The 26744-nt window shown below is 39.6% G+C and carries 22 protein-coding genes and 1 pseudogene; 14 read left to right on the top strand and 9 right to left on the bottom strand.

What is annotated here, in order from left to right; translation table 11 throughout:
• Positions 1-127 precede the first annotated feature (127 nt).
• Positions 128-1525 (top strand): hexose-6-phosphate:phosphate antiporter, encoded by a 1398-nt coding sequence (gene uhpT / locus ACR30L_RS19390; protein WP_435235875.1) that lies wholly within the window; start codon positions 128-130, stop codon positions 1523-1525.
• Positions 1526-1900: 375 nt separating this feature from the next.
• Here the strand turns inward: uhpT and ACR30L_RS19385 are convergent, their stop codons facing one another.
• Positions 1901-3109 (bottom strand): IS256 family transposase, encoded by a 1209-nt coding sequence (locus ACR30L_RS19385; RefSeq protein WP_435235874.1) that lies wholly within the window; start codon positions 3107-3109, stop codon positions 1901-1903.
• A gap of 476 nt (positions 3110-3585) precedes the next feature.
• Between ACR30L_RS19385 and ACR30L_RS19380 the strand changes: the two genes are divergently transcribed.
• The 5 genes from ACR30L_RS19380 (at position 3586) to ACR30L_RS19360 (ending at position 10197) form a co-directional block, all read left to right on the top strand.
• The gene (locus tag ACR30L_RS19380; RefSeq protein ID WP_435235873.1) at positions 3586-4689 is read left to right on the top strand and encodes an ABC transporter ATP-binding protein; all 1104 of its coding nucleotides are present in this window, start codon (positions 3586-3588) and stop codon (positions 4687-4689) included.
• Between the two features lie 37 nt (positions 4690-4726).
• Entirely contained in the window at positions 4727-5779 is a 1053-nt protein-coding gene (locus ACR30L_RS19375) for an ABC transporter substrate-binding protein (protein WP_435235872.1), read from the top strand.
• Positions 5780-5793: 14 nt separating this feature from the next.
• A complete protein-coding gene (locus ACR30L_RS19370; RefSeq protein WP_435235871.1) occupies positions 5794-7032 on the top strand; it encodes an ABC transporter permease in 1239 nt (412 codons plus the stop codon).
• 3 nt (positions 7033-7035) lie between these two features.
• Positions 7036-7887 carry an ABC transporter permease gene (locus tag ACR30L_RS19365; protein WP_435235870.1) on the top strand — a complete coding sequence of 284 codons (852 nt, stop codon included), beginning with the start codon at positions 7036-7038 and terminating at the stop codon, positions 7885-7887.
• Between the two features lie 228 nt (positions 7888-8115).
• Positions 8116-10197, top strand: coding sequence for a S9 family peptidase (locus ACR30L_RS19360; protein WP_435235869.1), 2082 nt, complete (start codon positions 8116-8118; stop codon positions 10195-10197).
• Between the two features lie 52 nt (positions 10198-10249).
• On the opposite strand, the gene ACR30L_RS19355 is transcribed toward ACR30L_RS19360, so the two are convergent.
• On the bottom strand, positions 10250-11506 hold the full coding sequence (locus tag ACR30L_RS19355) for an adenylosuccinate synthase (RefSeq protein ID WP_435235868.1): 1257 nt from the start codon (positions 11504-11506) through the stop codon (positions 10250-10252).
• Positions 11507-11637: 131 nt separating this feature from the next.
• Here ACR30L_RS19355 and ACR30L_RS19350 point away from each other — a divergent pair, with 131 nt between their 5' ends.
• The 5 genes from ACR30L_RS19350 (at position 11638) to ACR30L_RS19330 (ending at position 17092) form a co-directional block, all read left to right on the top strand.
• A complete protein-coding gene (locus ACR30L_RS19350) occupies positions 11638-12546 on the top strand; it encodes a LysR family transcriptional regulator (RefSeq protein ID WP_435235867.1) in 909 nt (302 codons plus the stop codon).
• A 104-nt stretch (positions 12547-12650) separates the two neighbouring features.
• Entirely contained in the window at positions 12651-13850 is a 1200-nt protein-coding gene (locus ACR30L_RS19345; protein ID WP_435235866.1) for a helix-turn-helix domain-containing protein, read from the top strand.
• Between the two features lie 240 nt (positions 13851-14090).
• Positions 14091-15341, top strand: coding sequence for a DUF1566 domain-containing protein (locus ACR30L_RS19340; protein ID WP_435235865.1), 1251 nt, complete (start codon positions 14091-14093; stop codon positions 15339-15341).
• A 172-nt stretch (positions 15342-15513) separates the two neighbouring features.
• Entirely contained in the window at positions 15514-15675 is a 162-nt protein-coding gene (locus ACR30L_RS19335; protein ID WP_435235864.1) for a TetR/AcrR family transcriptional regulator, read from the top strand.
• Complete coding sequence (locus ACR30L_RS19330; protein WP_435235863.1) at positions 15665-17092, top strand: aldehyde dehydrogenase family protein; 1428 nt, start codon at positions 15665-15667, stop codon at positions 17090-17092. The genes ACR30L_RS19335 and ACR30L_RS19330 overlap by 11 nt, the downstream gene beginning before the upstream one ends.
• A 67-nt stretch (positions 17093-17159) precedes the next feature.
• Here ACR30L_RS19330 and ACR30L_RS19325 read toward each other — a convergent pair whose 3' ends face one another.
• Complete coding sequence (locus ACR30L_RS19325) at positions 17160-18860, bottom strand: 5-guanidino-2-oxopentanoate decarboxylase (RefSeq protein ID WP_435235862.1); 1701 nt, start codon at positions 18858-18860, stop codon at positions 17160-17162.
• Between the two features lie 419 nt (positions 18861-19279).
• Here ACR30L_RS19325 and ACR30L_RS19320 point away from each other — a divergent pair, with 419 nt between their 5' ends.
• Together ACR30L_RS19320 and ACR30L_RS19315 are read left to right on the top strand one after the other, a co-directional pair.
• Complete coding sequence (locus ACR30L_RS19320; RefSeq protein WP_435235861.1) at positions 19280-20278, top strand: glycine betaine ABC transporter substrate-binding protein; 999 nt, start codon at positions 19280-19282, stop codon at positions 20276-20278.
• Positions 20279-20643: 365 nt separating this feature from the next.
• Positions 20644-21267: a TetR family transcriptional regulator C-terminal domain-containing protein gene (locus tag ACR30L_RS19315; protein ID WP_435235860.1), complete on the top strand. Its 624-nt coding sequence runs from the start codon at positions 20644-20646 to the stop codon at positions 21265-21267.
• 42 nt (positions 21268-21309) lie between these two features.
• On the opposite strand, the gene ACR30L_RS19310 is transcribed toward ACR30L_RS19315, so the two are convergent.
• The 5 genes and pseudogenes from ACR30L_RS19310 to ACR30L_RS19290 form a co-directional block, all read right to left on the bottom strand.
• The gene (locus ACR30L_RS19310) at positions 21310-22065 is read right to left on the bottom strand and encodes a transporter substrate-binding domain-containing protein (protein ID WP_435235859.1); all 756 of its coding nucleotides are present in this window, start codon (positions 22063-22065) and stop codon (positions 21310-21312) included.
• A gap of 115 nt (positions 22066-22180) precedes the next feature.
• Positions 22181-22864 (bottom strand): ABC transporter permease, encoded by a 684-nt coding sequence (locus ACR30L_RS19305; protein WP_435235858.1) that lies wholly within the window; start codon positions 22862-22864, stop codon positions 22181-22183.
• Between the two features lie 10 nt (positions 22865-22874).
• Complete coding sequence (locus tag ACR30L_RS19300) at positions 22875-23585, bottom strand: ABC transporter permease (protein WP_435235857.1); 711 nt, start codon at positions 23583-23585, stop codon at positions 22875-22877.
• 14 nt (positions 23586-23599) lie between these two features.
• A complete protein-coding gene (locus ACR30L_RS19295; RefSeq protein WP_435237926.1) occupies positions 23600-24376 on the bottom strand; it encodes an ABC transporter ATP-binding protein in 777 nt (258 codons plus the stop codon).
• A gap of 108 nt (positions 24377-24484) precedes the next feature.
• A pseudogene (locus ACR30L_RS19290) lies at positions 24485-25600 on the bottom strand (pyridoxal phosphate-dependent aminotransferase); the annotation flags it as partial.
• A gap of 298 nt (positions 25601-25898) precedes the next feature.
• Between ACR30L_RS19290 and ACR30L_RS19285 the strand changes: the two are divergent.
• Entirely contained in the window at positions 25899-26054 is a 156-nt protein-coding gene (locus tag ACR30L_RS19285) for a hypothetical protein (protein ID WP_435235856.1), read from the top strand.
• Positions 26055-26198: 144 nt separating this feature from the next.
• Here the strand turns inward: ACR30L_RS19285 and ACR30L_RS19280 are convergent, their stop codons facing one another.
• The gene (locus tag ACR30L_RS19280; protein WP_435235855.1) at positions 26199-26726 is read right to left on the bottom strand and encodes a hypothetical protein; all 528 of its coding nucleotides are present in this window, start codon (positions 26724-26726) and stop codon (positions 26199-26201) included.
• Positions 26727-26744: the final 18 nt, after the last annotated feature.

Genomic DNA, 26744 nt, shown 5'->3' with positions numbered 1-26744 from the left:
AAACTTGATGATTATCACAAAGTGTATTTATTTTGATAAAACTAGGAAATCCTCCTAATTGCTAATTTTATTTTGGATTTACAGTCCGGTTCGAAATTTAATTAATAGCTATTTTAGAGGAAAAGTTATGGAACTATCATTCTTAAAACAGGTAAGAAAGCCAACACTTGATTTATCTGCTGCGAAAAGACGAAAAATGTGGCTAATGCCATTTTTGAGATCTTACTTAGTTGTGTTTATTAGTTACCTGGTTATGTATCTGATCCGCAAAAACTTTAATATTGCCCAAAATGACATGATCTCCGATTACGGTATGAGCTTAACTCAACTGGGGACGATTGGTCTGGGCTTTTCAATTACCTATGGTTTAGGTAAAACCCTATTAAACTACTGGGCAGATGGTAAAAATAGTAAAAATATATTGCCATTGGGACTCTTGTTATCTGGGTTATGTATGCTCGGATTTGGTTTTTCAATGGGGGCGAGCGCGGGCTCTTTTTACATGATGATCGGACTCTATTCGCTATCCGGTATGTTCCAGTCTGTTGGTGGCTCTAATAGTTACTCAACTATTACCAAGTGGACCAGTAAAAAGAATCGCGGAACCTTCCTCGGTACATGGAATATTTCGCATAATGTCGGTGGTGCAGGTGCAGCGGGTGTTGCTCTGTTTGGTGCAAACTACTTCTTTAATGGTGATGTTGTGGGGATGTTTATCTTTCCGGCGATCATTGCAATTATTGTTGCTTGTATTGGTTTCTTTATGGGAAATGATAGTCCCGAAGCCTATGGGTTAGGAACCGCTGAAGATATTTTTGAAGAAGAAGTCAGCGAAGAAGATAAACTTGTTGCTGAAGAAAAACTGACAAAAATGGAGATTTTTAAGAAATACGTCCTATTTAATAAAGTTATCTGGTTATTATGTTTAGCAAACGTGTTTCTATATGTCGTCCGTATTGGTATTGATCAGTGGTCAACGGTTTATGCATACCAAGTATTAGGTTTTACAAAGGAAACGGCTATTTCTGGTTTCACTATGTTTGAGACAGGAGCCTTAATTGGTACTTTGATGTGGGGAACCTTATCCGATTTAGCTAATGGACGACGTGGTTTAATGGCGTGTATTGCATTAATTGGTATTACCATGACACTGAGTTTTTATCAGCATGCCGACACGCCCTTTGCTTATCAAGCATCATTATTTGTACTTGGATTTTTAGTTTTCGGTCCACAATTATTGATTGGTGTTGCTGCCGTTGGGTTTGTTCCTAAACAAGGTGTTGCTGTAGCCGATGGTATTAAAGGGACATTTGCATATTTAATTGGTGATTCATTTGCAAAAATTGGTTTAGGTATGATTGCGGATGGTACCCCTATTTTTGGTCAAACGGGGTGGGCGGGTACATTCGCTGCGCTAAATGCGGCTGCGATAATCTGTTTTGTTATTATGTTATTTGTTGCCATTGCAGAAGAGAAAAAAATAAAAAGAAATAAACGACTTTCTTTAGAAGCAAAGACTGCGTAAAGAATGTTAGATTAATCTGCATATTTAAATCGGTCCTGGATTTCAATCTCAAAGTGATTCAAGGCCGATTTACCATTCATACCCATTACTAATCAAAATGTATTTATCACTCACTCGGATGCTAATGATTAGTCCTTATCTCGAATATACCCGTTACCAATCAAGATGCGTTTATCAGTCACTAGCTCGGATACCAAGGCAAGGCGTAACATGATGACAATGGCTAGCCCTTATCGAATGTTATAACGCAGTATTGGTGTTCGAGCTAGTGACCCGCAGGGCAAGACGAGAGGCAAACATCTTCGTTGTTATAAAGTCTCGATTTAACCCGTTAGATCTTCAGACCCTGTAAATAATTCTGTGTAACTGCGGTTTTTAAACGTAGTCTTTAAGACGATCCTCGAACATTATCATAAAACGATTCAAGGCCGTTTTCCAATTTCTTATTGGCATCGTCCATTTCTTTGAGGCGTCCATGATAGCAAGATAAACCACCTTCTTAGCCGAATCATCGGTTGGGAACACTTTACGTTTCTTGATAGCTTTGCGTATTACGCTGTTCAGGGACTCAATGGCATTGGTCGTATATATTGCTTTTCTGATGTCCTCTGGGTAGCTAAACAACGCATTCAGGTTATGCCAATGAGCACGCCATGAACGACTAATTTGTGGGTACCTCTCATCCCATTTATCACTAAACTTATCCAGTGCTTTTAAGGCTTCATCCTCAGTTACTGCACGATAAATTCCTTTTAAATCACCTGTAAGTTCTTTGTAATCCTTCCAAGGTACGTACTTTACTGAGTTTCGGACCATATGTACGATACAGAGTTGTATCTGTGCTTCTGGGTAAACGGTGCTAATCGCATCAGGAAAGCCTTTGAGGCCATCAATACAGGCGATTAATATATCTTTAACACCTCGGTTTTGAAGCTCAGTCAACACGTTAAGCCAGAACTTAGCGCCTTCATTTTCTGACATCCACATGCCCAATAGCTCTTTCTGGCCTTCCATATTAACGCCTAAGGCAAGGTATACCGCTTTATTAATCACACGTTTATCCTGGCGAATCTTAAGCACAATACAATCAAGATAAATGATAGGGTAGACACTATCTAATGGTCTAGATTGCCATTCAACGACTTGCTCAATAACCGAATCAGTAATCCTTGAAATGAGCGAAGCAGAAACATCAGCGCCATAAAGTTCTTTGAACGTAGACACAATTTCACGTGTCGTCATGCCTTTGGCATAAAGGCTAAGCACCTTGTCATCCATAGAAGTAAACCGAGTTTGTTGTTTTTTGACGAGTTGAGGCTCAAACGAACCTTCTCTGTCACGAGGCGTTTCCAGTTCAAACTGCCCATCATCAGTAATGATAGTTTTGGTTGAAGTGCCGTTGCGGCTATTACTGGTAGATGATTGACGATGTTTAGAGTAACCGAGATGTTCGTCAAGCTCAGCGTTTAATGCTGCTTCAACGGTTATCTTGGTCAACATCTGACTAAAGTTGTTAAGGTCTTTTTCTGTTTTTAATGTTTTAGCGGCTTCACGAGCGAACGCTTCTAATTGCTTCTGATCCATAACTGCTTATCCTTTTCCAAATAGTAGGATTATAAATAAGCAGTTACACAGTTTTTATTACAGTCTCGATCTTCACCTTTATGCCTAGAATCTGCTCACCTCTCGTCTTGCTGATTTTTGCATCTTGAATGGTAACGGGTATATAAGTATATTTTAAATCCCTCTTTTTATTTTTCTCGATGTCTTATTGCCCACTTATAAATCTGAATGTGGCCTGTATTTTGCTACTTCTATCTATATTGCCATGACTAATTTAGTCAATATGACCATTTAAGGTGTTTATTGAGTGATTTAAGTGAATAGGTGCAAGGCTTCGCGCTTAATTCAATTGAATCTCATGTAAATATTAGGTTTATAACAGGCACAAACAATGAACAGAGATGAACCATGATTGTGCAGATGTTAAATAAACAGATGATTGATATTAATAGCAAAATTTAAACTCCCGAGAAGAAATACTATCCAGTGAGGGATATATGAGTAATACGGATAACGATAAATACGTACAGTTTAAAAAAGTTAAAAAGAGTTACGACCAAAGTAACCTCGTTGTTAAAGAATTTAATCTTGATATTCGTAAAGGGGAGTTTGTTACTTTATTAGGGCCTTCGGGCTCAGGTAAAACCACATGTTTAATGATGCTTGCTGGATTTGAAGATGTGACCAGTGGTGATATCTTGGTTGATGGTGAGCCGATAACTAACGTTGCACCGTACGATCGTAATATCGGCATGGTATTTCAACATTATGCGTTATTTCCCCATATGACCGTTGCTGAAAATCTCGCTTATCCATTAAAAGTACGAAAGTTACCAGATACTGAAATTAAACGTCGTGTCGATGATTCTCTTGCGTTGGTTGAGCTCGAACAGTTTGGTCAACGATATCCAGGTCAGTTATCCGGTGGGCAAAAGCAGCGAGTTGCCTTGGCCCGTTCGCTTATCTTTGAACCTTCGATAGTCTTGATGGATGAACCCCTTGGTGCACTGGATAAAAACCTGCGCGAACAGATGCAATTTGAAATTAAACGTCTTCATGAAAAAATCGGTTTTACGGCTATTTATGTTACTCATGATCAGACCGAAGCCCTTACCATGTCGGATCGTATTGCTGTCTTTAATGAAGGGGTCGTTCAGCAGTGTGCTAGTCCCGATACGCTTTATGAAGAGCCCGCTAATGCCTTTGTTGCAGACTTTATTGGTGAAAATAATAATATTCCTGCGAAGGTGGTTGAGCCAAATGGTAACTACTTTGAGGTTGTACTTGGCGATGAATCACGTGTACGGGTGATTTCTCATAATGAGATGAAACCCGGGCAAGAATGTATTTTAACGATTCGCCCTGAAAATCTCTTTATTGGCGCCCCCGCTTCAGAGCACGATAACAGCCTTAAAGCTAAATTTATGACTCAATTGTATGTGGGCGATTTTATTCGTTATTTTTTCAAATTAAATGATCAGACCGAAGTCATGGTTAAAATGCTCAATGATCATCAAGCTCCTCGTTTTACACCCGGCGATAAAACCACGTTAACTTGGTTTGCTACCGCAGGGCTCGCTCTGGAAAAACCATCAACCTAACAACCTGATTTTTATTAATTATATATAAGGATGTCATATGAAGTATAAAAAGATCGCCGCACTGCTATTAGCTGCTACTTGTAGTGCTAATGTTGTCGCTGAAAAATTAACTGCCGTATCTTTTGGTGGTGCCTACGGAGATACTCAGCAAAAATACATGGTTGACCCGTTTATCAAAGAGACCGGTAACGAGGTGTTATTCGAAAACTATTCGGGTGGTATTGCAGAGCTTAAAGCACAGGTTGAAAGTGGTAACGTGCTTTGGGATGTCATGGATATTGAAGTTATTGATTTAGAGCGCGCGTGTTCTGAAGGGTTACTTGAAACATTCCCAATGGAAACTTTACCGGCTGGAGACGATGGTACACCTGCTGCGGAAGATTTTTCTAAGGCTGCATTAGCCAATGAATGTGGTGTGGGTAGTATTGTTTGGACAGTACTCTTTGCCTATAGCAACGATACTATTCAAGGCGGCAAACCAACGACGGTTGCGGATTTGTTTGATACTAAAAAATTCCCTGGTAAACGTGCGTTACGTAAACGTCCTCAAGTCAATATGGAATGGGCATTGATTGCCGATGGTGTTGCAAAGGAAGATGTTTATGACATGTTGGAAACCGATGAAGGTCAACAACGTGCACTCGATAAATTAGCAACAATCAAAGACGATATCATTTGGTATGACTCATGGTCTCAAGCGCCACAACTGCTTAATGATGGTGGTGCAGTGATGGTGCAAGTTGCCAATGGTCGTATCTTTGATGCAATTCGTTCAGAAGGTAAGCCTTTTGAAATGGTGTGGGATGCGAATTTATATGACCTTGATGTTTGGGCCGTTGTAAAAGGGACGAAACATAAAAAACTAGCAGAAGAGTTTATCCGTTTCGCTACTAGTTCGAAGGCGTTATCTAGCATGCCATTAGTTGCCTATGGTCCAACACGTCAATCTTCTTATGCTTATGTGGATAAAGAAGTCATTCCAATGTTGCCATCTTCACATATTGATGAAGGTTTAAATGCTTCAAGTGAATTCTGGGCCGATTACGGTGAATCGCTTGGTGAGAAGTTTAACGAGTGGTTACTTAAATAAACAAGGAGTCATCGATGTCAGCGCACCTTAGCATTGAAGAAATTGCCCATAGCCAAAAACAGCTTAGGCGTAAAAAGTTAAAACTCTTAGCATTTACGTTACCGTTGTTATGCTTTGTGACGCTGGCATTCCTTGCGCCTATTGCGACCATGCTCTATCGCAGTGTGTATAACCCGACTGTTTCACAGTTAATTCCAAATACACTGACGGAAATGGATGCATGGAAAACGGTACCAGGTAAAATGCCTCCTGCAGAAGTATTAACTGCATTTAGTCTGGAATTACGAAGTCTTTCTGAAGAGCGACGCTCTGGTAAATTGGCTGAAGAGATAAACCGAGTTATACCGGGCACCTCAAGTCTAGTTAAATCTAGCGCACGTAAAATAAAACGTATATCAGTTGAAGAACTTGCGGCAGGTAAGGGAGATCAATTACTTTCTTTACATAAAAAATGGAATAACCCTGACCTATGGAGTGGCATTAAGGCACAGGGGAGTGTTTGGACTGACCGTTATTACTTGACTGCAACGGACTTAGAACGCAATCAACAGGGGGAGATTGAATCGCGAGATACACAGATCTACCTCAAGCTTTATTGGCGTAGTTTGCGTATTGCCTTAATGATCACCTTATTAACAGCGTTGCTGGCTTTTCCACTATCCTATTATTTAGCAAACTGCAGTGATAAAAAGGCCAATACATTAATTGTATTTGTTTTATTACCATTTTGGACTTCTTTATTGGTTCGAACCACATCGTGGATTGCACTGCTGCAAACGAACGGCGTGATTAACTCAACATTACAATTTCTTGGGATAACCAAGGAGCCAATCGAAATGTTGTATACCGAGTTTGCAACGATTATTTCAATGACTCATATACTTCTGCCTTTTATGGTCTTACCGCTTTACAGTGTGATGAAAAATATTGATCCGAGTTATTTTCGAGCTGCGTTGTCTTTGGGGTCCAAACCTATGCCCGCATTCTTTAAAATTTATTTCCCAATGACATTGCCAGGCCTTAGTGCGGGTGCATTGTTAGTCTTTATTATCTCGATTGGCTACTACATCACCCCGGCGCTGGTGGGGGGAACCGATGGGCAGATGATCAGTAATATTATTGCCTTTCACATGCAGTCTTCTAATAACTGGGAGCTTGCTGCCGCATTGAGTAGCTTAATGCTGATAGTGATCATTTTACTTTACTGGATCTACGACCGTTTTGTCGGGATCAATAACATTAAGTTGGGTTAAATTATGTCTCGATTTCCTCGCTACTACACGCCGTTACAAAAGTTAGGGTCATTAACCCTGTCTTCGACTGCTTATATCGTGCTCGCATTTTTAATGTTGCCGATTATTATTATTATTCCATTGTCCTTTAATGCAGAACCATTCTTTACATTTACCGATGGGATGCTTTCGCTCGATCCGGCTGCTTATTCAACTAAGTGGTATCTCCAGATCCTTCAAGATGATAAATGGATATTAGCAATTCAAAACAGCTTTTTTATTGGTATTTGTGCCACTATTATTGCGACGGTTTTAGGAACACTCGCTGCGATTGGCATGAGTAATTCCGATATGCCGTTTCAACGGATGATTATGGCAATGCTGTTGTCTCCGATGATCGTACCGCTGATTATTACTGCCGCTGGGATGTTCTTCTTTTATACCCAGTTTAATTTGGCTGGCAGTTACCTGGGCGTCATCATTGCCCACGCCGTACTCGGCACACCCTTTGTTATTATTACCGTGAATGCCGCATTGGCTGGGTTTGACCACTCATTGGTGAATGCATCATTGGGAATGGGCGCGAAACCGACTTACACCTTCTTTAAAGTCATTATGCCGCTAATCCGCCCTGGTGTGATTTCAGGTGCACTGTTTGCCTTCGTGACTTCCTTTGATGAAGTCGTCGTCGTTTTATTTTTAGCCGGCCCCGAGCAACGCACTATCCCAAGACAAATGTTCTCTGGTCTTCGAGAGCAAATCAGCCCAACTATTTTAGCCGTTGCGACCTTGTTAGTCTTCGTGTCAGCTTTACTCCTATTAACGCTTGAATACTTAAGAGCACGTTCAGAACGGATACATAAAGGGGAGTTGTAAAATAGATAATATGCTTTTGTCCTTAGCACAGATAAAAATTTAAAATAATCTGAGCTAAATGCATAAGTATTAATCTATATCCATTGCATTCCTATTAACTTCAAATCGAAGCCATTCTTATTCATTTGACGTTAATAATTGATATCTTCAGCATGGCCTTTGTAATAGACTGATTTTCAATTAAAAATAATTCTTGATGAATTGAATATCGATAAAAAGAGGCATGAGATGAGTAATAACGTGAATACAATGATCCCTAAGGCGGCGATTAAACCTTATGTGCATGAAATTCATGGTCATCAACGTAACGATGATTATTTTTGGTTACGTGATGATGAGCGCAAGGATCCTGAAGTCTTAGCGTATTTAAACGAAGAAAATTATTATACCGATCAGGTTATGTCTCCCTTAAGCGCACTGCAAAAAGATCTATACGATGAAATGGTTGCTAGACAAGAGCCTGAATTAGAATCTGTCCCTTATTTTAAAAAAGAGTATTGGTATATTTCTCGATTCAATGAAGGTCAAGATTATAGTGTTTACTCTCGCCATAAAGAGACGATGGAAGGAGAAGAGCAAATCTTTTTTGATTGTAACGAACGTGCGGCAGGGTTGGCTTATTATCAATTAGGCGGTTTGAGTTTATCGCCTAATTCGCGTTTACTTGCTTTCACGGAAGATACCGTTAGCCGCCGTCAATATACCCTGCGTTTTAAAGACTTACAGACCAATGAAGTATTTATAGAGAGCATCAACGATGTCACCGATGTGGTGTGGGCGAATGATAATAAAACGGTTTTTTACGTCAAACAGCATGCACAAACGCTACTGTCATACCAAGTTTACCGTCATATTCTGGGGGATTCACCCAATAACGATGTACTTATTTATGAGGAGCAAGACGATACCTTTTCCGTTAATTTATATAAAACCCGTTCTGAAGATTATTTAGTTATTTGTTTAGACAGTACCACAACCTCAGAGTGCTTGGTGTTAGATGCAAATCAACCACTTGGTAAATTTGATTGTTTTTTAGCAAGACAGCGGGATCATGAATATAGCTTGGATTATTTTCAAGGTAAGTTCTTTATTTATAGTAATCATAGCGGTAAAAATTTTGCTCTACATACCCTCAGTATCGATAATTATCTGGCGGGGAACAACCAACCTCAATATTGGGATACTGTCGTGCCAGCCAGAGAATCGGTTTTACTTGAAGGCTATGAATTAATGCAGGATTGGTTAATTGTCGAAGAGCGTGAGTTAGGCTTACCTGTTTTACGACAAATTAACTTTCAAACCGGAGAATCCAAAACACTGAGTTTTAACGATCCGGTTTATACGGTATTTAGCCATAACAACCCACAACCTAATAGTAGTAAATTTCGCTATCAATACACCTCTTTTACTACCCCTGCGACTGTCTATGAATTGGATCTTGATACGGGGGAAACAACCCTATTAAAACAAAGCCAAGTGATGGGGGACTTTAAGGCTGAAGATTATCAAAGCGAACGAGTTTGGGTGACGGCACGCGATGGTGTTGAAGTACCCGTTTCATTAGTCTACAAATGTAGTTTATTTGATCATCGCAATCCCCTGTTAATTTATGCCTATGGTTCATATGGCCATAGTTTAGATATTGGGTTTAGCTCGTCTAATTTAAGTCTGCTAGATCGTGGTTTTGTATACGCTGTTGCGCATGTCCGAGGTGGTGAAGAGCTTGGTCGAGAATGGTATGAGCAGGGTAAATTATTGAATAAGAAAAACTCCTTTAATGATTTTATCGATGTATCAAAGGCATTAGTTGAGCAGCATTACGGCGCGAAGGATAAGGTCTTTGCCATGGGCGGAAGTGCAGGGGGATTATTAATGGGCGGTGTGATTAATCAAGCGCCTGAGTTATACCGTGGTGTGGTTGCCGCAGTGCCATTTGTGGATGTTGTATCAACCATGCTTGATGATTCGATTCCATTAACTACGGGGGAATATGATGAATGGGGGAATCCAAATGATCCCGAATATTATGATTATATCTTGAGTTATAGCCCTTACGATCAGGTGACCGCCAAAGCTTACCCAAATATGTTAGTAACGACAGGGTTGCACGATTCGCAGGTGCAATATTGGGAACCGGCTAAATGGGTAGCAAAATTGCGCGCATTAAAAACCGATAATAATCAATTGCTACTTTATACGGATATGGAAGCGGGACACGGTGGTAAGTCAGGGCGTTTTCAACATTTCAAAGATACGGCGAGGGAGTTTGCCTTTTTGATTGATTTAGCCGAATTAGAGGGGAGCCTCTAAAAATGTGATAATACCCAGCTAACGAGATTAGCTGGGTATCTAGGATGATTAATTAACGAATAATCATTTGCTCGCGTTCAGGGCCAACGGATACCATGCTGACGGGCACACCCATTAGCGTTTCGATGCGCTCTACATAGGCTTGCGCTGCGGTTGGTAAATCAGCAAAGGTGCGACAACCGGTAATATCTTCATCCCAACCTTGCATCTCTTCGTATACAGGCGTTAATGAGGCTGTTTGTGGCCAAATTGGGTTTTCTGGATGTTCACCTTCGTAGGCAATACAGATTTTTAAGTCTTTCATGCCCGATAAACAATCAATTTTAGTGAGCGCAATTTCCGTTGCGGCTTGAAGATCTACACCATTACGCGTTGCGACGGCATCAAAGAATCCCATATCACGAGGGCGACCAGTGACGGCACCAAATTCATTGGCACTTTCACGGAAGTTATCCTGTTGTTCCATTGCAGTGACTAAGGTACCTGTGCCAACGGAAGAGCTAAATGATTTTGCCACGGCAACAATACGTTCTGGACGTAATGCAGGTAAACCACTGCCGATACCGGCGTAAGCTGCGGTTACATTTGATGAGGTTGTCCAAGGGTATTCACCATAAACAAGGTCACGGCCTGCTCCTAATTGGGCTTCAAATAACAGTGTCGCTTGTTTCTGTTGTAAGGCTTTTAACGGTTCAGTGACATTACAAATAAACTGGCGCCAAGGTGCAGTGACATCCAATAACCATTGCGTCATTTCTGCGGCACTTTGAGAGAAATCGCAGCTTGGATAGAGTGCTTTTAACTGTGGCATTTTCCAATCAAGCATAAATTGAATGCGTTCTTGTAACACTTCTGGTTGATTTAACCAACCTACTAAAATCCCTTTTTTCATGACGCGGTCACCGTAAGCTGGGGCAATGCCTTGACGGGTTGAACCGTAGGCGGCATCGCCAAGACGTTGTTCTTCTAAGGTATCTTCAAGTGCGTGCAAAGGAAGACAAAGCGTTGCGCGGTCAGAAATGCATAATTTCACTTCAACATTGCTAGCTTTAACTTCTGCAATCTCTTGGCTTAAGGCTTCTGGGCTAATAACCATGCCAGGGCCTAATACTGCAATACAATTTGGGTTAAAAATGCCACTCGGTAATTGATGTAATTTAAAGGTGCCGAAATCATTCACAACGGTATGACCTGCATTGTTACCACCTTGAAAGCGAATACTCGCCGCTGCATCTTCAGCTAAAAAATCGACGATACGGCCTTTGCCTTCATCGCCCCAATTTGCACCTACAACCACAATCGATGACATAATTTAACTCCTTATTGATTAAGCGGTTATGTTATACAGTCTGATTTAATATGAGAAATTAATTATAATTATCATATCAATAAGAAAATCATATAAGATGGTCTGAGTAAGATAGATTTGGGGAGTTTTCAATGCTTGATATCAATTGGTTAAAGACCTTTGTCACCTTGTCTGAATTGAAGCATTTTGGCAAAGCAGCGGCGGCTTTGCATATGACCCAGCCGAATGTCAGTTTGCATTTAAAGCAATTAGAAGCAGCGACGCATATTAAGCTGATTGAACGTAATCCGTTTCGATTAACTCAAGCAGGGCGTCGATTACTTGAAACGTCTCAAAAAACATTGATGGAATTAAAAACCTGTCAGGCGGATTTGAACGCAATTAACGATCTACATCAAGGCACATTAACCATTGCCGCAAGTGATATTATTTCTCGTCTATTACTGATCGAACCTTTTCAATTATTTAAACAAGAATTCCCCAATATTGATTTTTCATTACTTAATACGACATCTTCTCAAGCCTCTGAATTGGTTAAAAGTGCCGAAGCTGATTTAGGTTTTGTGATAGCACAAAAAGAGAGTCAACCACTCCATTTCACTGAGTTACAACAGGTTAAATGGTGTGCATTAGGGCATGATTTAGCCGATTGGCAAAAACGAGTGTTGCAAACGGATATGGTACGTTCTGAATTACCGACACTGATTTTATTAGGTCATGATACACGGACCCGAGATTTACTTGATTTAGCACTACCATTACTTAATTTACCGCGTTACCGAATAATGGAAGTAGGGAGTGTTGATGCGCAAATTGATTGGGCGGAAGCGGGATTTGGCATTGCGATAGTGCCGGAGTTTTCGCTTTACAGTAAAGATAACTTAACCGCAACCGTGACACCATTACCGCAATTTCCAACGACCAGTTTGGGTTATATTGTGCGTCAAAACCAAATATTATCGAAAGCGATAAAACAGCTATTGTATTGGGTAAATGAGGAAATTATTCGTTCACAAAACAGGTTAAAACGTGAACCGTAATGCTGTGTTGTGTGCGCTGTTCAGGTTTGATCTATAAATAATAATGTTATGATTATTAACGTTTTTATTAATCACCTTACTATTCGAAAATGGGCAGAGATATTATGCATGAGATTGCACATTATGGGGTTGTTCATGCAACCTTTATTGTAATATTACTACTCTCTAAAAAACGTAAACCGGTTCATGAAAGTATATTGATTGGTTGGTTTATCTTTCTCGCATTGCCGTTATTATCAAGAATACTTGAACCGGATATGCTAGATATTCCTGTTTATGTTCTGCAATTACATTTAATGTTTCCAATTACCTTTGGTCCATTTTTATGGTTATATATTAAAAGCCTTACCCATGGTGAAAAACAATTTGATAGGCGCGACCTCCTTCATTTTTTACCGTTTATATTGCTTACCAGTTACCAGATAATTTTTGATAAAACCTTTAATGCATTAGAAAGAATGGAAGTTGACTATACATCGATATTTGATTACGTGATTGTTTTCGTTAATATTATATCGATGACCTATTACTCGTTGATATCGGTTTTACGTCTTAAAAAGCACGGTAAAGAAGTGTTAAATCACTTTTCAGAGTTGCCTTCGCAGGTGACATTAAAGTGGTTATATTGGATTTCTGCTTGGTTTATTCTTACCTATTTTATTTCTTCAATGTCATCATTATTATCTTTGCCGAATATTGTCTTGTCACCTAGTTATACATTAACGTTTTTCGTGTTTATTTTGAGTTTTTTCAGTTTAAAGCAGACCGCTATTTTCAGTGAGATGTATATCGATAGTTCACCACAGGCATTAATAACGGAAGACAAAAACAGTAAAGATGAAAAGCCTTATATTGCACCGCTGAAAAATAATGAATTAAGCGAAATAGAAAATATCACCCCTTCGCCTTTATCGGATTTAAACAATAAAACTAAATATGAGCGGTCTGGTTTAACAAGAGATAAAGCGTCGAAGTATTTGCAAAAATTGGAAGACTATATGGCGTCGCAAAAGCCGTATTTAGATGCAAATTTAACCATTGAAAAACTATCTAAACAAATTGCAATTCCACGTCATTATTTAACCCAAATTATCAGTGAACAACTTAATAAAAATTTTTATTTATTCATTAATGAGTATCGAATCAATACGGTAAAGCATTATATTGATGATGCTGAAAATAATCCATTAAGTATGTTAGAGATTGCTTATCAGTCTGGTTTTAACTCAAAATCTACTTTTAATGTTGCCTTTAAAAAATTAACGTCAATGACGCCTTCTCAGTATAAAAAACAAAAGTACTGATTTAGCGGGAGTTTTAATTGGTTGTTTAATAAAGGTAATTTATTTTTATGTGATACATTTTTCTAATTGTAGCTTCTTGTTAATTGAAATTAAGAACGGGATTTTTTTGCTAAATATGTTCGGGATTAGCGGCGTAAGCGTAATTTTTTAGCATATAGTCGATCATGTTGCCATTGTATTGCAGCGCACGTTAATCGCTAGCAATCTACATTTTTAATTGAACAAACAAGGTAATGAAAAATGTATAAATTAACCACCAATAAAAAATTATTAGTCACCAGTGTATCTATGTTATTGGCTGCTGGATGCAGTGAAAGTGTTGTGACAAATAGTATTGAAAATGCTGCCAATCAAGCGACACCGAAGGTTAAATTTATGTTGGTTGATACGGCTCAGGATCGTTGTTTTGATAACGCGGGCGATGCGATAACCTGTCCGATAAAAGGCGCTGATTTATATGGGCAAGATGCGCAATACTCGGGTGTTCAACCTTCTTATACGGATAATGGCGATAAAACAATTACCGATAATAATACCGGTATGATGTGGCAGAAAACACCAAATTACGATCATAATTCCTACGATGATGCGATTGGTTATTGCGAAAGTTTAACCACAGCAAATCACACCGATTGGCGTTTACCGACGATTAAAGAGTTGTATTCCTTAGCTGATTTCAGAGGAGAAATTGTTAATCCCCGTGATGACAGTGAAAATACACCTTATATCGATACGGATTATTTTGATTTTCAATACGATGCAAGAATGGCTTACATTGGTCAATATTGGTCAATTACGAAGTACACACAAGGTCCGGTTCATGCCACTCAAAATGTGGATGCGGCCTTCGGATTTAACTTTGCGGATGGTCATATAAAAGCCTATGAAACGGGTTATAAATTCGGTACAGATAGTAAAAGTGTAAGTGCGCCAGGTAATTTCGTTCGCTGTGTTCGTGGTGAAGAAAATGTATATGGTGTAAATGATTTTGTGAGCAATGATAACGGCACCGTGACAGATAACGCGACAGGATTAATGTGGCAAAGTGCTGACGATGGAACAAGACGTAATTGGCAGGATAGTTTAGCCTATGCCGAAAATGCGAATTTTGCTGGGTATTCCGACTGGCGTATGCCGAACATCAAAGAGCTACAAAGTATCGTAAAATACGGACGTGGTGTTGGGATTTGGCCAGCCATTGATACTAATTTCTTTACTATTTCGGGCGACAATACAATTAATGATCCAATGTGGGTTTGGTCAAGCACCACTCAGGGTGACTTTAAATACACTGCGACTTATATTTCCTTTGGGAAAGCCTTTAGTAAGAAAAATTCCTCGGCTACCGAATACTATGATTGGCATGGTGCAGGAGCACAACGTAGCGATCCTAAATCTGGGACGCCAGCCGATTACGAGATGGCCTCTGAGAATGCAACGGATTTGGTTATGACCAAAAACTACACGCTATTAGTGCGTAATATTAAGTAATCTGGGCAACAGATATTAAAGCGATAGTGCCTGCTATCGCTTTTTGTTTTTATCTTATTTCCTTCCATAGTGAATTCGTTTTATCACTCGCTTTTATTCTCATAATCCTTGCCTATTTTAATGTATAATCAATAAACTAATTGATGTGTTATTGCTTATTTAACAAGTAGTAATGGCATTAGAAAATAACCAAGTTGAGCCCTATTATACGGGATTGTCCATGCGAAAAATAACCAAGGAAGCGAATGTTTCTCAAGGGTTAGTTAATCATCATTTTGGTTCTATGAAATCTAGATTAACTATTGAGAATATCGAGGGAAAATATGTTAGATAAGCGTAAGTTTTTTATTAATGGTCAATGGGTTAATCCGGCTAAACCGAATGATTTTAAAGTAATAAACCCTGCCAACGAAAAGCCGATTGCTGTTATTTCTATGGGGGCTGAAGCTGATATTAATAATGCAGTTAGCGTAGCGAAGAAAATATTTCTTAGCTATAGCCAAACAAGCACAGAAGAACGTCTTGTTCTGCTAGAGCGTTTACTTGAAATTTATAAGCGACGTTATGTTGAAATGGTCGATATTATTACCCTTGAGCTAGGTGCGCCGACTACCATGTCTGCTGAAGCACAAGCCGATACAGGGATTGGTCATCTGCAAGGATTTATCGATGGATTACGTCAGTTAACTACACGTGAAAAATTATCGAATGGCGATGTATTATGTCGAGAGCCAATCGGTGTTTGCGGGCTTATCACGCCATGGAATTGGCCTATAAACCAAATTGCACTTAAAGTGCTTCCAGCCCTCGCAACAGGTTGTACATGCGTACTTAAACCCAGTGAACAAACGCCGCTTTGTGCCATGCTATACGCTGAAATGATTGAAGAAGCAGGATTTCCAGCGGGCTGTTTTAATTTGGTTAATGGTGATGGGATTAATGTCGGGTCTGTACTTTCTGCACATAAAGATGTCGATATGATTTCATTTACCGGTTCAACTGCAGCAGGTATCACAATTAGCAAAAGTGCGGCGAATACTGTTAAGCGGGTTACATTGGAATTAGGCGGAAAATCGCCTTATATTATTTTTGATGATGCAGATCTTGAAGCAAGCATAACAAATTGTATTCAGAGTTGTTTTTATAATTCAGGTCAATCCTGTGATGCGCCAACGCGTATGCTTGTGCAACAATCGGTCTATGATGAAGCGCTTCGTATTGCACAATCTGTGGCATCTCAGGTTGTGGTTGGTAATCCGCAGGACGAGGGCGATCATCTAGGGCCCTTAGTGAGTGGTATTCAGTTTGATCGTGTTCAGATGATGATTGAGAAAGGAATAAATGAAGGGGCAACTTTACTTACTGGTGGTAAAGGTCGACCAACAGGGTTTGAGGTGGGTTACTTCACTAAACCGACTCTTTTTGCCGATGTCACGAGTACAATGAGCGTATTCCGAGAAGAGATTTTTGGGCCTGTATTGACCATCAGTGTTTTTGACGATGAAGCGCAAGCGATTGAAATGGCAAATGATACTGATTTTGGATTAGCGGCCTATGTTGACTCAAATGATGTGATGCGCGCAGAACGTGTCGCTGCTCGAATACGTGCTGGCATGGTGCACATTAATGGTGGTCCACATCGTTACGGCAGTCCATTCGGTGGTTATAAACATTCAGGAATCGGTCGAGAAGGTGGGGTGTTAGGACTGGAAGATTTTCTTGAGATAAAAACACTGCATTATCCCGATTAAAAAATATTAACCCCCTTAACAATTTAATTGCGAAGGGGGTTTTTGTAAGCATTAGATTAAAACTAGATTAGAAATCTAATCTGGTTGCTTCTGATATATAAATTAACGATGGGCCATTATGTTCAGCGGCCTGTTGAAGGCAACTAGCAAAAGTGCTGGATGTTGGAGTATAAACAGCCCAATCACAAGCGGCGGCTATTTTGACTAAGTCAGGTGTATATATATCGACGCCCGTTAGTGGGATATCCCTGTCCTGCATATATGTTTTTATCTCGCCATAACCATTATTATCATGTAACACCATAATCACGTTTGCTTTCGCTTCTGTTGCGGAAGCCAGTTCGCCTAAACAAAATTGTAAGCCGCCATCACCCGTAATCGCGATAACATGCTCATCTTCATCTATAGCAAGACTTGCGCCAATGGCAGCGGGTAAGCCGTAACCGAGTGTGCCAAAGCCTGAAGCTGACGAGAAAAACCCCGCAGAACAACCCGCTTCATAGGCCATAATGCCGGAATAAATAATCTGGGTGGAGTCGCCAACAATCGGTGAGTTAGGAAGTTGATCACGTATAATATCTAATATGCGCAAATCCGATTGAATGGGGTCAGAAAATGTGGCTTTATCGGTACAGGCTAAGGCTGCTCTTACGCTACCATCACCAGACTCTCGTTTAGGCAATAATGCGATTAAGGCATCGACAGTCGCAACCGCATCGGCATTCACACATATATGCGCTTTTAAATTTCGATGTAATTGTACGGGATCGATATCAACTCGAATCAACTTGCCATTAATTTTAAATCCACCGTCATCGACCCAATCGTAATCAGTTGGGCCTAATTCTGTTCCTAATGCTAAAACGACATCGGCATTGGCAACCAATTCACGTGTTTTTGGCAGTGTGGCCATAGTCGTTACAGATAACGGATGGCCGACTGGCATCGAGCCTCTCGCGTTCGATGTCATCAAAATAGGTGCATCTAATGTTTCAGCTAAATCACACAGGGCTGCTTTTTTGGCGCCACCGCCTGCTAATATAACCGGAGATTTTGCTGTGCTTAATGCGTTAAACGCGGCTTTAAGTGCATTGTTAGCGGGGGCTGGTGGAAATAAACTCGGTGCTTTAGAAACTGGTGGATTAGGTACTTGCTCAAGCAATACATCGAGTGGAATTTCAATATGGACAGGTCGTGGACGAGCACATTGGAAGATTGCAAAGGCATCATCTAAAGCTTTTTCTAATTCTTTAGGGTGATGAATCGTTTTGCTAAATGCAGCGACGCCAGAGACTAATTCACTTTGATTAGGCATTTCATGTAGCCAACCATCTCCCGAGCCCATTTGGCCATGTGCATTGACTGTTGAAATAACTAACATCGGGATCGAATCTGCATAGGCTTGTCCCATTGCGGTGACAATATTGGTCATGCCAGGGCCAGAGATAATGAAACACGCTGCGGGTTTACCGCTAACACGCGCATAACCGTCAGCCATAAATCCTGCACCTTGCTCGTGACGAGGTGTAATATGGCGTAGGCCGCTTTCTGGTAAACCACGATACATTTCAACCGTGTGGACGCCGGGGATACCAAAGACAATATCAATACCACGCGCAACCAAAAGAGCAGGTAAACGTTCGCCTAAGCTTATACTCCCTTGCAACATATTATTTTTCTCCTTAAAACTAACAAATTTATAAATGGCAATAACTAAAAGCGTAACAATAGCTCGATAGAAAGAGAACGAAACCTCTTGTTGTTTCATTAGTCTCTCATCAAACCCGTTACTCTGCAATTTAAGCGATTAACATCACTGTTACTACATTGATTTTTATGTTTTTTTCGACAAAAGCATCTTCGCTATATTACGCCTTAAACCAGTTAATAACGTGTAGCAATGGAAATCTTAATTTATTAACAGATGAACTAAATGGTTAGAGCTGTAACGATCTCCTTCAAGTAAAGCTGTGACCAATGAAAATTATAGGTGTTGTATGTTATATTTATTCTTTTTTTAACAGGTGTTTAAGGTTTTTGGTGATAATTTTTATTGGTTTATATTATTGTGTCATTGGTATTTGTAACATGATAACCAAATAAAATGGTTTGAGCTCTAATTATTTATTGTGTAGTATTTAAAGTCAATTTATAAACACATGTATATAAAACATAAAAGGATTCACTATGAAATGGACACTACCGATACTTGCACTTGTAGGCGGAATGAGTACACAAGCGCAAGCAGAAGATTGTGGCAAGGTCACGATTGCAGATATGAACTGGAATTCTGCAAGTATGATCGCGCATATTGATGACTTTATACTGGATCATGGCTTTGGTTGTGAAACTGAAATTGTACCTGGCGATAACGTGCCGACAACAACATCCATGATCGAAAAAGGCCAACCTGATATCGCGCCAGAAGTTTGGACAAACGCAATCAAAGGCACTATTGATGCAGGTGTTGCAGAAAAACGCATTACTATTGTCGGTAAAGCCCTGTTAGAAGGCGGCCAAGAAGGTTTCTGGATACCGGGTTATATGGTCGATAAATACCCTGAACTGAGTACTATCGAAGGCATCAAGAAACACCCTGAACTTTTTCCTAATCCAGAAAACCCTGAATTGGGTGCGCTTTATAACTGTCCCGCAGGCTGGAAATGTCAAACGACTAACCAAAATTTATTTGATGTACTGGGTTTAAAAGAAGCTGGATTTGAATTGATTGATCCCGGTTCAAGTGCCGGATTATCGGGTTCCTTAGTGAAAGCCTATGAGCGTAATCAAGGGTGGTTTGGTTATTACTGGACACCAACGCCTATTCAAGGTCGCTATAATATGGTGAATGTTGATTTCGGAACCGGTGTCGATGAAGAAGCTTACTTCTGTATGACTAAAGAAAATTGTGAAAATCCGAAAGCGACAATGTACCCAAGAGCAAAAGTTTACACTATTACAACGAGTGAATTTGCAGAAAATCATCCTGTTGTTGGTGAATATCTCGCTAAACGTGGCTTCATGAATAAGGATTTAAACAAGTTACTTGCATGGATGGAAGATGAAGGTGCTGCTCCTGAAGAAGCGATGCTTTACTTCATGAAAAATTATTCTGAAACGTGGAATAGCTGGGTAACGCCGGAGGTTGCTGCGAAAGTATCGACGGCCCTTGCTGCGATTAACTAAGTTTATTTGTAACTACTCAGCCCCCTTTAATGGTTTAAATGAGCATTTTTCAACGATGAAATAAGCTTAAAGGGCGACGGCCTGAGTAGTTACGTTTATTTTTCAATATTATCTCGACGATTGATTATTACACCCTTCTATTGCATTAATAGAAGGGTGTTTTTTTTAGTACTTCTTTACATTGTTCGCCTATCCTCATAATGAGTATTCTATTAATACTTCTCTGATTGATGTGTCAGTTAAATAGCATTATTTATAACAAAAACAGCCTCATACACTTGATGTTTACGGGGTATTTGGTTTAAGTTGAGCCTGACTTTCATAGTCTTACATTGTATATATAAAATAAGGCAGATAGACCTGTTATGCGCATTAAGAAATTTGATCGAATTGAACCAGATGAGCGAAAAGCATTATTAATTAAAAGTGCAATTCGGAGCTTAATTAATGAAGGATATGCAGGACTATCAGTACGTAAAATCGCGAAGGAAGCCAATGTTTCTCAAGGCTTGGTTAATCATCATTTTGGTTCTATTTATTCACTAATAACCTGTGCTTATCGAGAAATGTCCGATGATTTTTTGCGATCTATTTCTGGTTATCTCGAAATATCTAATAATTCGGCTTCGGAGCAACTTGATGCGTTTTTCTGTTGTAGTTTTTCTGAACAACTCTTCGAGCAAGACTTATTAAAACCGTGGTTAGTATTTTGGAGCTTGGTGAGTGACTCCGAGGATATGGCTAATGCTTACGAAGCCGTGAATGGTGGAATAGAAGAAATTCTTAATCACTTATTGATAGAAATTAATCATGAAAAAGGATTAGAAAACACAGATATTGCCTTAGCGACACAGGGGCTTATGGCATTATTAGATGGTTTGTGGGTGCGTTTGTGTTTAGCGCCAGAAGATTTGTCCTTGGAAAGTGCATTAAAAATTTGTCGGAATTGGGCAAAGGGATATCAAGCAGGATTGTATACGGTAGAATAAATAGGCAGAAAACGATAATTATCATTCCCTGCCTATAACAGACTATGGCGCGATATTTGTACCAAAGTACTTCATTGATAAGTCGTTGTATTTTTCACTTACCACAAGTGCATCGATAGCCGTATTTAACTTCGCGGCTAATGCCGTTTCATCAAGACGAACCGCAGCAGCAACACCTTTACCTAAACTTTCTTCATAGGTAACTGGGCCGTAATACTCAAGACCTGCTTTATTATTCTTATAAAAATGCACGGCAGAAATATCATCGGATAACATGAAGTCGATACGACCAGCTAGTAGATCAGAGTTGACGGCATCTTGCGTATCGTAATAACGAATTGTTGCTAATTTACCGGCTTTCTCTTTAATGTAAATGGCAGCAATTGTTGAATTTTGAACACCAATAATTTTACCTTTTAAGGTTGCTTTATCGAATGCAAATTTTTGACCTTCTAAGCCTACAACAGCGGGTAATGTATTATAGTAAGGGTTAGTAAATAATACTTTTTTAGCACGTTCAGCAGTCGCTGACATTGAATTGAAAATTACATCAATTTTATGGCCTTGTAATGAAGGAATTATACCATCCCAGGCAATATCTTTAATTTCACAATTAAGTTGCGCTCTTTCACAGACGTCATGAATAAGGTCAATTTCAAAACCTTGCCAGGTGCCATCGGCAGATTTACTTGAAAAAGGAGGGTAAGGTTCCGCAGCTACACCAATTTTGATAATGTCGGCGGCTTGCGTCGAAAGGCTTGTTAAGACCATTGAGATTACGAGTAGTGCTTTTTTCATTTTTTCTTCCTTGTTATTGAGTAATTAATGTTGAACATATAATGTGCTCATTTTATTTTTAAATAAAAGTGGATGACTGAAAAACAGCCATTCATCGTTGCATAAAAATTTGAAACTAACTTCTTACTGGAATACGTTTTTCAACCTGCGCAAAACAGAGTTCAATGATATAAGTAATAATGATGTAAATAGCAGCGACCAGTAGCAAGGGTTTGTAAATTTCAAAGGTGATAGAACGCACCTGATTCGCAGCCCCGAGTAAGTCGACTACCGCAATGGTTGAAGCCAATGCAGTTGATTTAAGTAGTAAGACGGTTTCACCAGCCAACGTTGGCGCGAGTTGATAAAGCGCTCTTGGTAAAGACACGCGAAATAATGTTTTCGTTGACGTCATCCCAAATGCCCGTGCAGCTTCTATTTCACCTTTAGGTACAGCCAATAATCCACCACGAATAACTTCGCCTAAATAAGCTGCCGTTGATACAATTAAAGCAATGGCTACATACCAAAAGCCATCTCTTAAATAAGACCACAGAAAGCTAGAGCGGATCCAAGGCATTTGAGAAAAAGCTGCGCCTAATCCGTAATAGTAAATATAAATTTGCACCAATAAGGGCGTACCACGGATCACGCTAGTAAATAAAAATGCGGGATAAGCGATTAATTTAAATTTAGACAAACGTGCCAAAGCAACGGCAATGGCAAAGATGAATCCGAAAATAAAGGAGATAACTAAAAGATAAAAAGTTATCTTTAAGCCCCCCAAAAGTAAATCTGAGTACTCAAGTAATATATCCACGTTGTTCCCCTTAGTGCTTTGGTTGCCAGCGGCGTAAATAAACTTCAAGTATGCGTAAGAGATAGCTTGAGATGAGTGTAATCACGTAATAAATAAAGGCGGCAGTTAAAAAGAAAAGTAAATATTCACGTGTCGAACCCCCCGCTTGTTTTGCGGTATACAGCAGTTCATTTGTACCGATAACACTGATCAATGCACTGTCTTTAATCAGGTTAACCCACAGGTTAGATAAACCCGCTAAGGCCAACGGTGCCATAATCGGTAAGGTTACCCGAAAAAATATTTTAGTTTTACTCATGCCATAAGCAAGGGCTGCTTCTGTTTGCCCTGAATTGACCGACTGTATAGCACCACGGAAAATTTCAGAGGCGTAGGCACCTTGGACTAATCCCAATACAGCGATAGCCACAGGCAAGCCAGCAACATCGACAGAATCATGACCGAAGTAAGCATAAATTGAATTGATTAAGGCGCTACCACCATAAAAGAATAATATGATCAGTAACAACTCAGGGACGGCTCTAAAAATCGTTGTATAAGTTTTCGCAATCGTTTGAAGTTTTGAGTTACCGTAAAGTTTAGCCAATGCGGTGACCAAACCGAGTAATATTCCGACTATAAAAGCACCGATTGAAATTTCCATGGTGACTACGGTCGCCTTTGCTAGCGCCGGGCCCCAAGCACCTTCATCAAAGCCTATTAATTGAAAAGCGTCATTCATTGATCTTCTCCTAATTAATGGCTGTATTGCGTACTAATAAATTGACGGAAACGATCACTTTCAGGGTTATTAAATATATCATTTGGTTTACCCTGCTCTTCAATAACGCCCTTATGTAAAAAGGCAATATGTGAAGAAACATCGCGAGCGAAGTCCATTTCATGGGTCACTAATATCATCGTTCGACCTTCTTCCGCTAGGGAACGAACCACTTTTAATACTTCACCCACGAGCTCAGGATCAAGCGCTGAGGTTGGCTCATCAAATAACATGGCTTTAGGTTTTACCGCTAGTGCGCGTGCAATGGCAACACGTTGCTGTTGACCACCCGATAAAAATTCAGGATATTCATCGCGTTTGTGAGACATACCAACACGTTCGAGCAAACCTTCTGCACGTTCAATCGCTTCCGCTTTCGACTCACCAAAAACGTGAATAGGCGCTTCAATTAAGTTTTCGAGTACCGTGCGGTGCGGCCATAGGTTAAAGTTTTGAAAGACCATACCAAGGCGAGAACGGATATCGAGTAATTGTTTTTGGTCACTTACAAAGGGTTCACCTTTATGGTCAATATCTATATTGATACCTTCACCATTGACATACACTAAGCCTTTATTAGGGACTTCTAGCATATTAATACAGCGTAAGAGTGTGCTTTTACCCGAACCAGAACCACCAATCAGTGAGATAACTTCACCTTCTCTTGCACAAAGTGAAACGCCCTTAAGCACCTCATGATCGCCGAAGCTTTTGTGTAACTTCACTACTTCAATAACTTTTTTCGGTAAAATAATACCGCTTTCAGGGATTGTGGCCTGCGCTGTGTTGGTTGATTGTTTGCTTTCGATGGTAATTTTATTATTAATAATATCAGTAACAAAGGCGGTGATACGAGTACAAGCATCGAGTAACTGTGCATCATCTACCGTAAAGGAAATACGAATAAATCCATCGGCAGTCTTACCAAATGCAGCGGCATCTAAGGTTGAAACTCCCTTGTGCCTATAAAGTGCCCAGGCAAAATCTTCGGTCGACATTGGCAGCGCACGAAGGTCTAATAATAAAAACATACCTGCATCGGGCTTTAATACTTTGATAGCAGGGCAGTCTTTTAATGCGTCTAAGGTTAGGTCGCGACGTTTACGATAAATATCGCGCATGGATTGGGTTATTTCATCGTAATTATCGAGTGCAGTGGCTGCGGCTTGCTGAATAAAACCGGGTAAACCGTAAAACATATTCAAAGCGACTTGCTCAACATGTTCAATCATCGTTTTATTTGCGATCATCCAACCGGTACGCCAGCCGGTCATTGCATGTGATTTAGACAAACTACATAAAACAACACAACGTTCAGACATACCCTCTAAATCACGAATAGATAAGGTTTCTTTCTCAAAGCTTAAACAGTTATACACTTCGTCGGTCACAACCCAAAGGTCGAATTCTTTTGCGATAATGGCAATTTCTTCGAGTTCTTCACGCGACATAACTCGACCAGTCGGGTTGTTCGGATTAGCGAAGAAAATAGCTTTGGTTTTTGAAGTGACGGCGTTTCGAAGAGCGATTGGATCTAATCGGAAATATTCATCGGTAATGGTGGGAACCATCACGACGGTTGCCCCTGAAGCCCTTAAAGTTGCTTCGTAGGTTAAATAAGCTGGGTCAAGTACAAGCACTTCATCATCATGGTCTAGCAGGCAAGCTGCAGCACAATACAGTCCGTTTTGTGTGCCGGGAAGCACGGCGACTTGTTCAAAAGTAATCGGGTATTGTGTTGTTAGGTTAAAACGCTCAACAATTTTTTCACGTAATTCAATTTGACCACAGGTTTCTGTGTAATGTGTATCGCCTTCTTTAATTGCTTTAATTGCACTTTCACAAATAATATCGGGGGTGTTGAAGTCAGGGTCTCCGACACTAAGGACAATAACATCGGCTCCTTTCTTTTGATCGTGAAGGGCTTCAAAATGAATATCCCATGCTTTGCCTCCCTGGCTCTTTATTCGATTCACAAATGGTGAATAATTCAATTTAAGCTCCTTGTTTTAGGCTGTTTTGATAGTCTTTCATGGTTGCTCTGCTTTTAGATTACAGTATAAATATACGATCGTTCAACAGTAAAACGGTTAAAACTAAATCGTTTTAAAGTGATCCCAAAAACGGTGCAATATATGATTTTTAGTTATTTTTTGGTGCGAAGGCTAGACCTTGGTATGACTGATATACGAAGACTATTGTATGATTTAATTAACACTTTGAACCAGATAGGTGCGCAATGAAATTTTGAAAAAAATTCACAAAGAAAGTGTTATGGCTGACGATATTAACAGTAATGCTAAAGAATATCTGGTTTTAGTTGATTTAATTCAAAAAACGAGGGATATCGTGTTGCTGATAAGTGAACGCCTTGGCCTATTATCTCGTCATTCCCAAAGTATTTTATTGGGAATCTCGTCTTTTTTGTAAGATTTCGCTTGTGTTTATTGGTGTCTTACCAACCAACTGACTACGCAGAATTTAAAATAATAAGTAGGATAACCAACGTTTAAAATTAATCAATTTATGGTTACCCTAGATTCTACCATTTTCGTTAACGTTAATATTTGTGTACTAAATAAATTGAAATGAATACATAAAGTCTTTCACTGCTGATTTATTTTTTTCATCGTCGTCATAATGGCACATTAAGGTATAAAGAATTTCACTTTTAATAAATCCTTGATTTTTTATTAGTTTTTCATCTTTTGTTTGTGAATTAATTTCATAACCTTCGATACTTCCTTTGTAAATTGTATCGCTACTGATTATTGAGCCACCAAAAGAGTTTAATAAACGTCTTTCAGCAGAATCGATTTGATCATAAAGACTACCGACTTCTTCGGTTTGGTTTGAAAAATCCGAAGCGGAAGCCATACAGAATAAATTATCTTCTTTAGTACTGTAACTCGTTAATTTCATTTCAGGGTAACCGGGAAGATTAACCGTATTGGTTTTCATTTCGGGTTTGCTGGAAAATGTGACTTCAAAATGGTAGTCATCGGAGGTGATTGTGTTGCCCAGTAAGCCGAAACCATCGGATTCCATAAAGCCCTTATAGGCACCAAATGCCACCGCGATAATTAAAATATATTTTAACATTTACTGATCCTTTTGTTG

It is taken from the genome of Psychromonas saccharinae (assembly GCF_051201515.1).
In the GTDB taxonomy this organism is placed as follows: Bacteria; Pseudomonadota; Gammaproteobacteria; order Enterobacterales; family Psychromonadaceae; genus Psychromonas.
The sequence above is the reverse complement of the archived record's forward strand: the minus strand, read 5'-3'. Positions and strand labels throughout refer to the sequence as shown.

Coding starts and splice junctions, on each gene's coding strand:
- uhpT (WP_435235875.1), top strand. CDS start 128: ATGGAACTATCATTCTTAAAACAGGTAAGAAAGCCAACACTTGATTTA.
- ACR30L_RS19385 (WP_435235874.1), bottom strand. CDS start 3,109: ATGGATCAGAAGCAATTAGAAGCGTTCGCTCGTGAAGCCGCTAAAACA.
- ACR30L_RS19380 (WP_435235873.1), top strand. CDS start 3,586: ATGAGTAATACGGATAACGATAAATACGTACAGTTTAAAAAAGTTAAA.
- ACR30L_RS19375 (WP_435235872.1), top strand. CDS start 4,727: ATGAAGTATAAAAAGATCGCCGCACTGCTATTAGCTGCTACTTGTAGT.
- ACR30L_RS19370 (WP_435235871.1), top strand. CDS start 5,794: ATGTCAGCGCACCTTAGCATTGAAGAAATTGCCCATAGCCAAAAACAG.
- ACR30L_RS19365 (WP_435235870.1), top strand. CDS start 7,036: ATGTCTCGATTTCCTCGCTACTACACGCCGTTACAAAAGTTAGGGTCA.
- ACR30L_RS19360 (WP_435235869.1), top strand. CDS start 8,116: ATGAGTAATAACGTGAATACAATGATCCCTAAGGCGGCGATTAAACCT.
- ACR30L_RS19355 (WP_435235868.1), bottom strand. CDS start 11,506: ATGTCATCGATTGTGGTTGTAGGTGCAAATTGGGGCGATGAAGGCAAA.
- ACR30L_RS19350 (WP_435235867.1), top strand. CDS start 11,638: ATGCTTGATATCAATTGGTTAAAGACCTTTGTCACCTTGTCTGAATTG.
- ACR30L_RS19345 (WP_435235866.1), top strand. CDS start 12,651: ATGCATGAGATTGCACATTATGGGGTTGTTCATGCAACCTTTATTGTA.
- ACR30L_RS19340 (WP_435235865.1), top strand. CDS start 14,091: ATGTATAAATTAACCACCAATAAAAAATTATTAGTCACCAGTGTATCT.
- ACR30L_RS19335 (WP_435235864.1), top strand. CDS start 15,514: ATGGCATTAGAAAATAACCAAGTTGAGCCCTATTATACGGGATTGTCC.
- ACR30L_RS19330 (WP_435235863.1), top strand. CDS start 15,665: ATGTTAGATAAGCGTAAGTTTTTTATTAATGGTCAATGGGTTAATCCG.
- ACR30L_RS19325 (WP_435235862.1), bottom strand. CDS start 18,860: ATGAAACAACAAGAGGTTTCGTTCTCTTTCTATCGAGCTATTGTTACG.
- ACR30L_RS19320 (WP_435235861.1), top strand. CDS start 19,280: ATGAAATGGACACTACCGATACTTGCACTTGTAGGCGGAATGAGTACA.
- ACR30L_RS19315 (WP_435235860.1), top strand. CDS start 20,644: ATGCGCATTAAGAAATTTGATCGAATTGAACCAGATGAGCGAAAAGCA.
- ACR30L_RS19310 (WP_435235859.1), bottom strand. CDS start 22,065: ATGAAAAAAGCACTACTCGTAATCTCAATGGTCTTAACAAGCCTTTCG.
- ACR30L_RS19300 (WP_435235857.1), bottom strand. CDS start 23,585: ATGAATGACGCTTTTCAATTAATAGGCTTTGATGAAGGTGCTTGGGGC.
- ACR30L_RS19285 (WP_435235856.1), top strand. CDS start 25,899: ATGGCTGACGATATTAACAGTAATGCTAAAGAATATCTGGTTTTAGTT.
- ACR30L_RS19280 (WP_435235855.1), bottom strand. CDS start 26,726: ATGTTAAAATATATTTTAATTATCGCGGTGGCATTTGGTGCCTATAAG.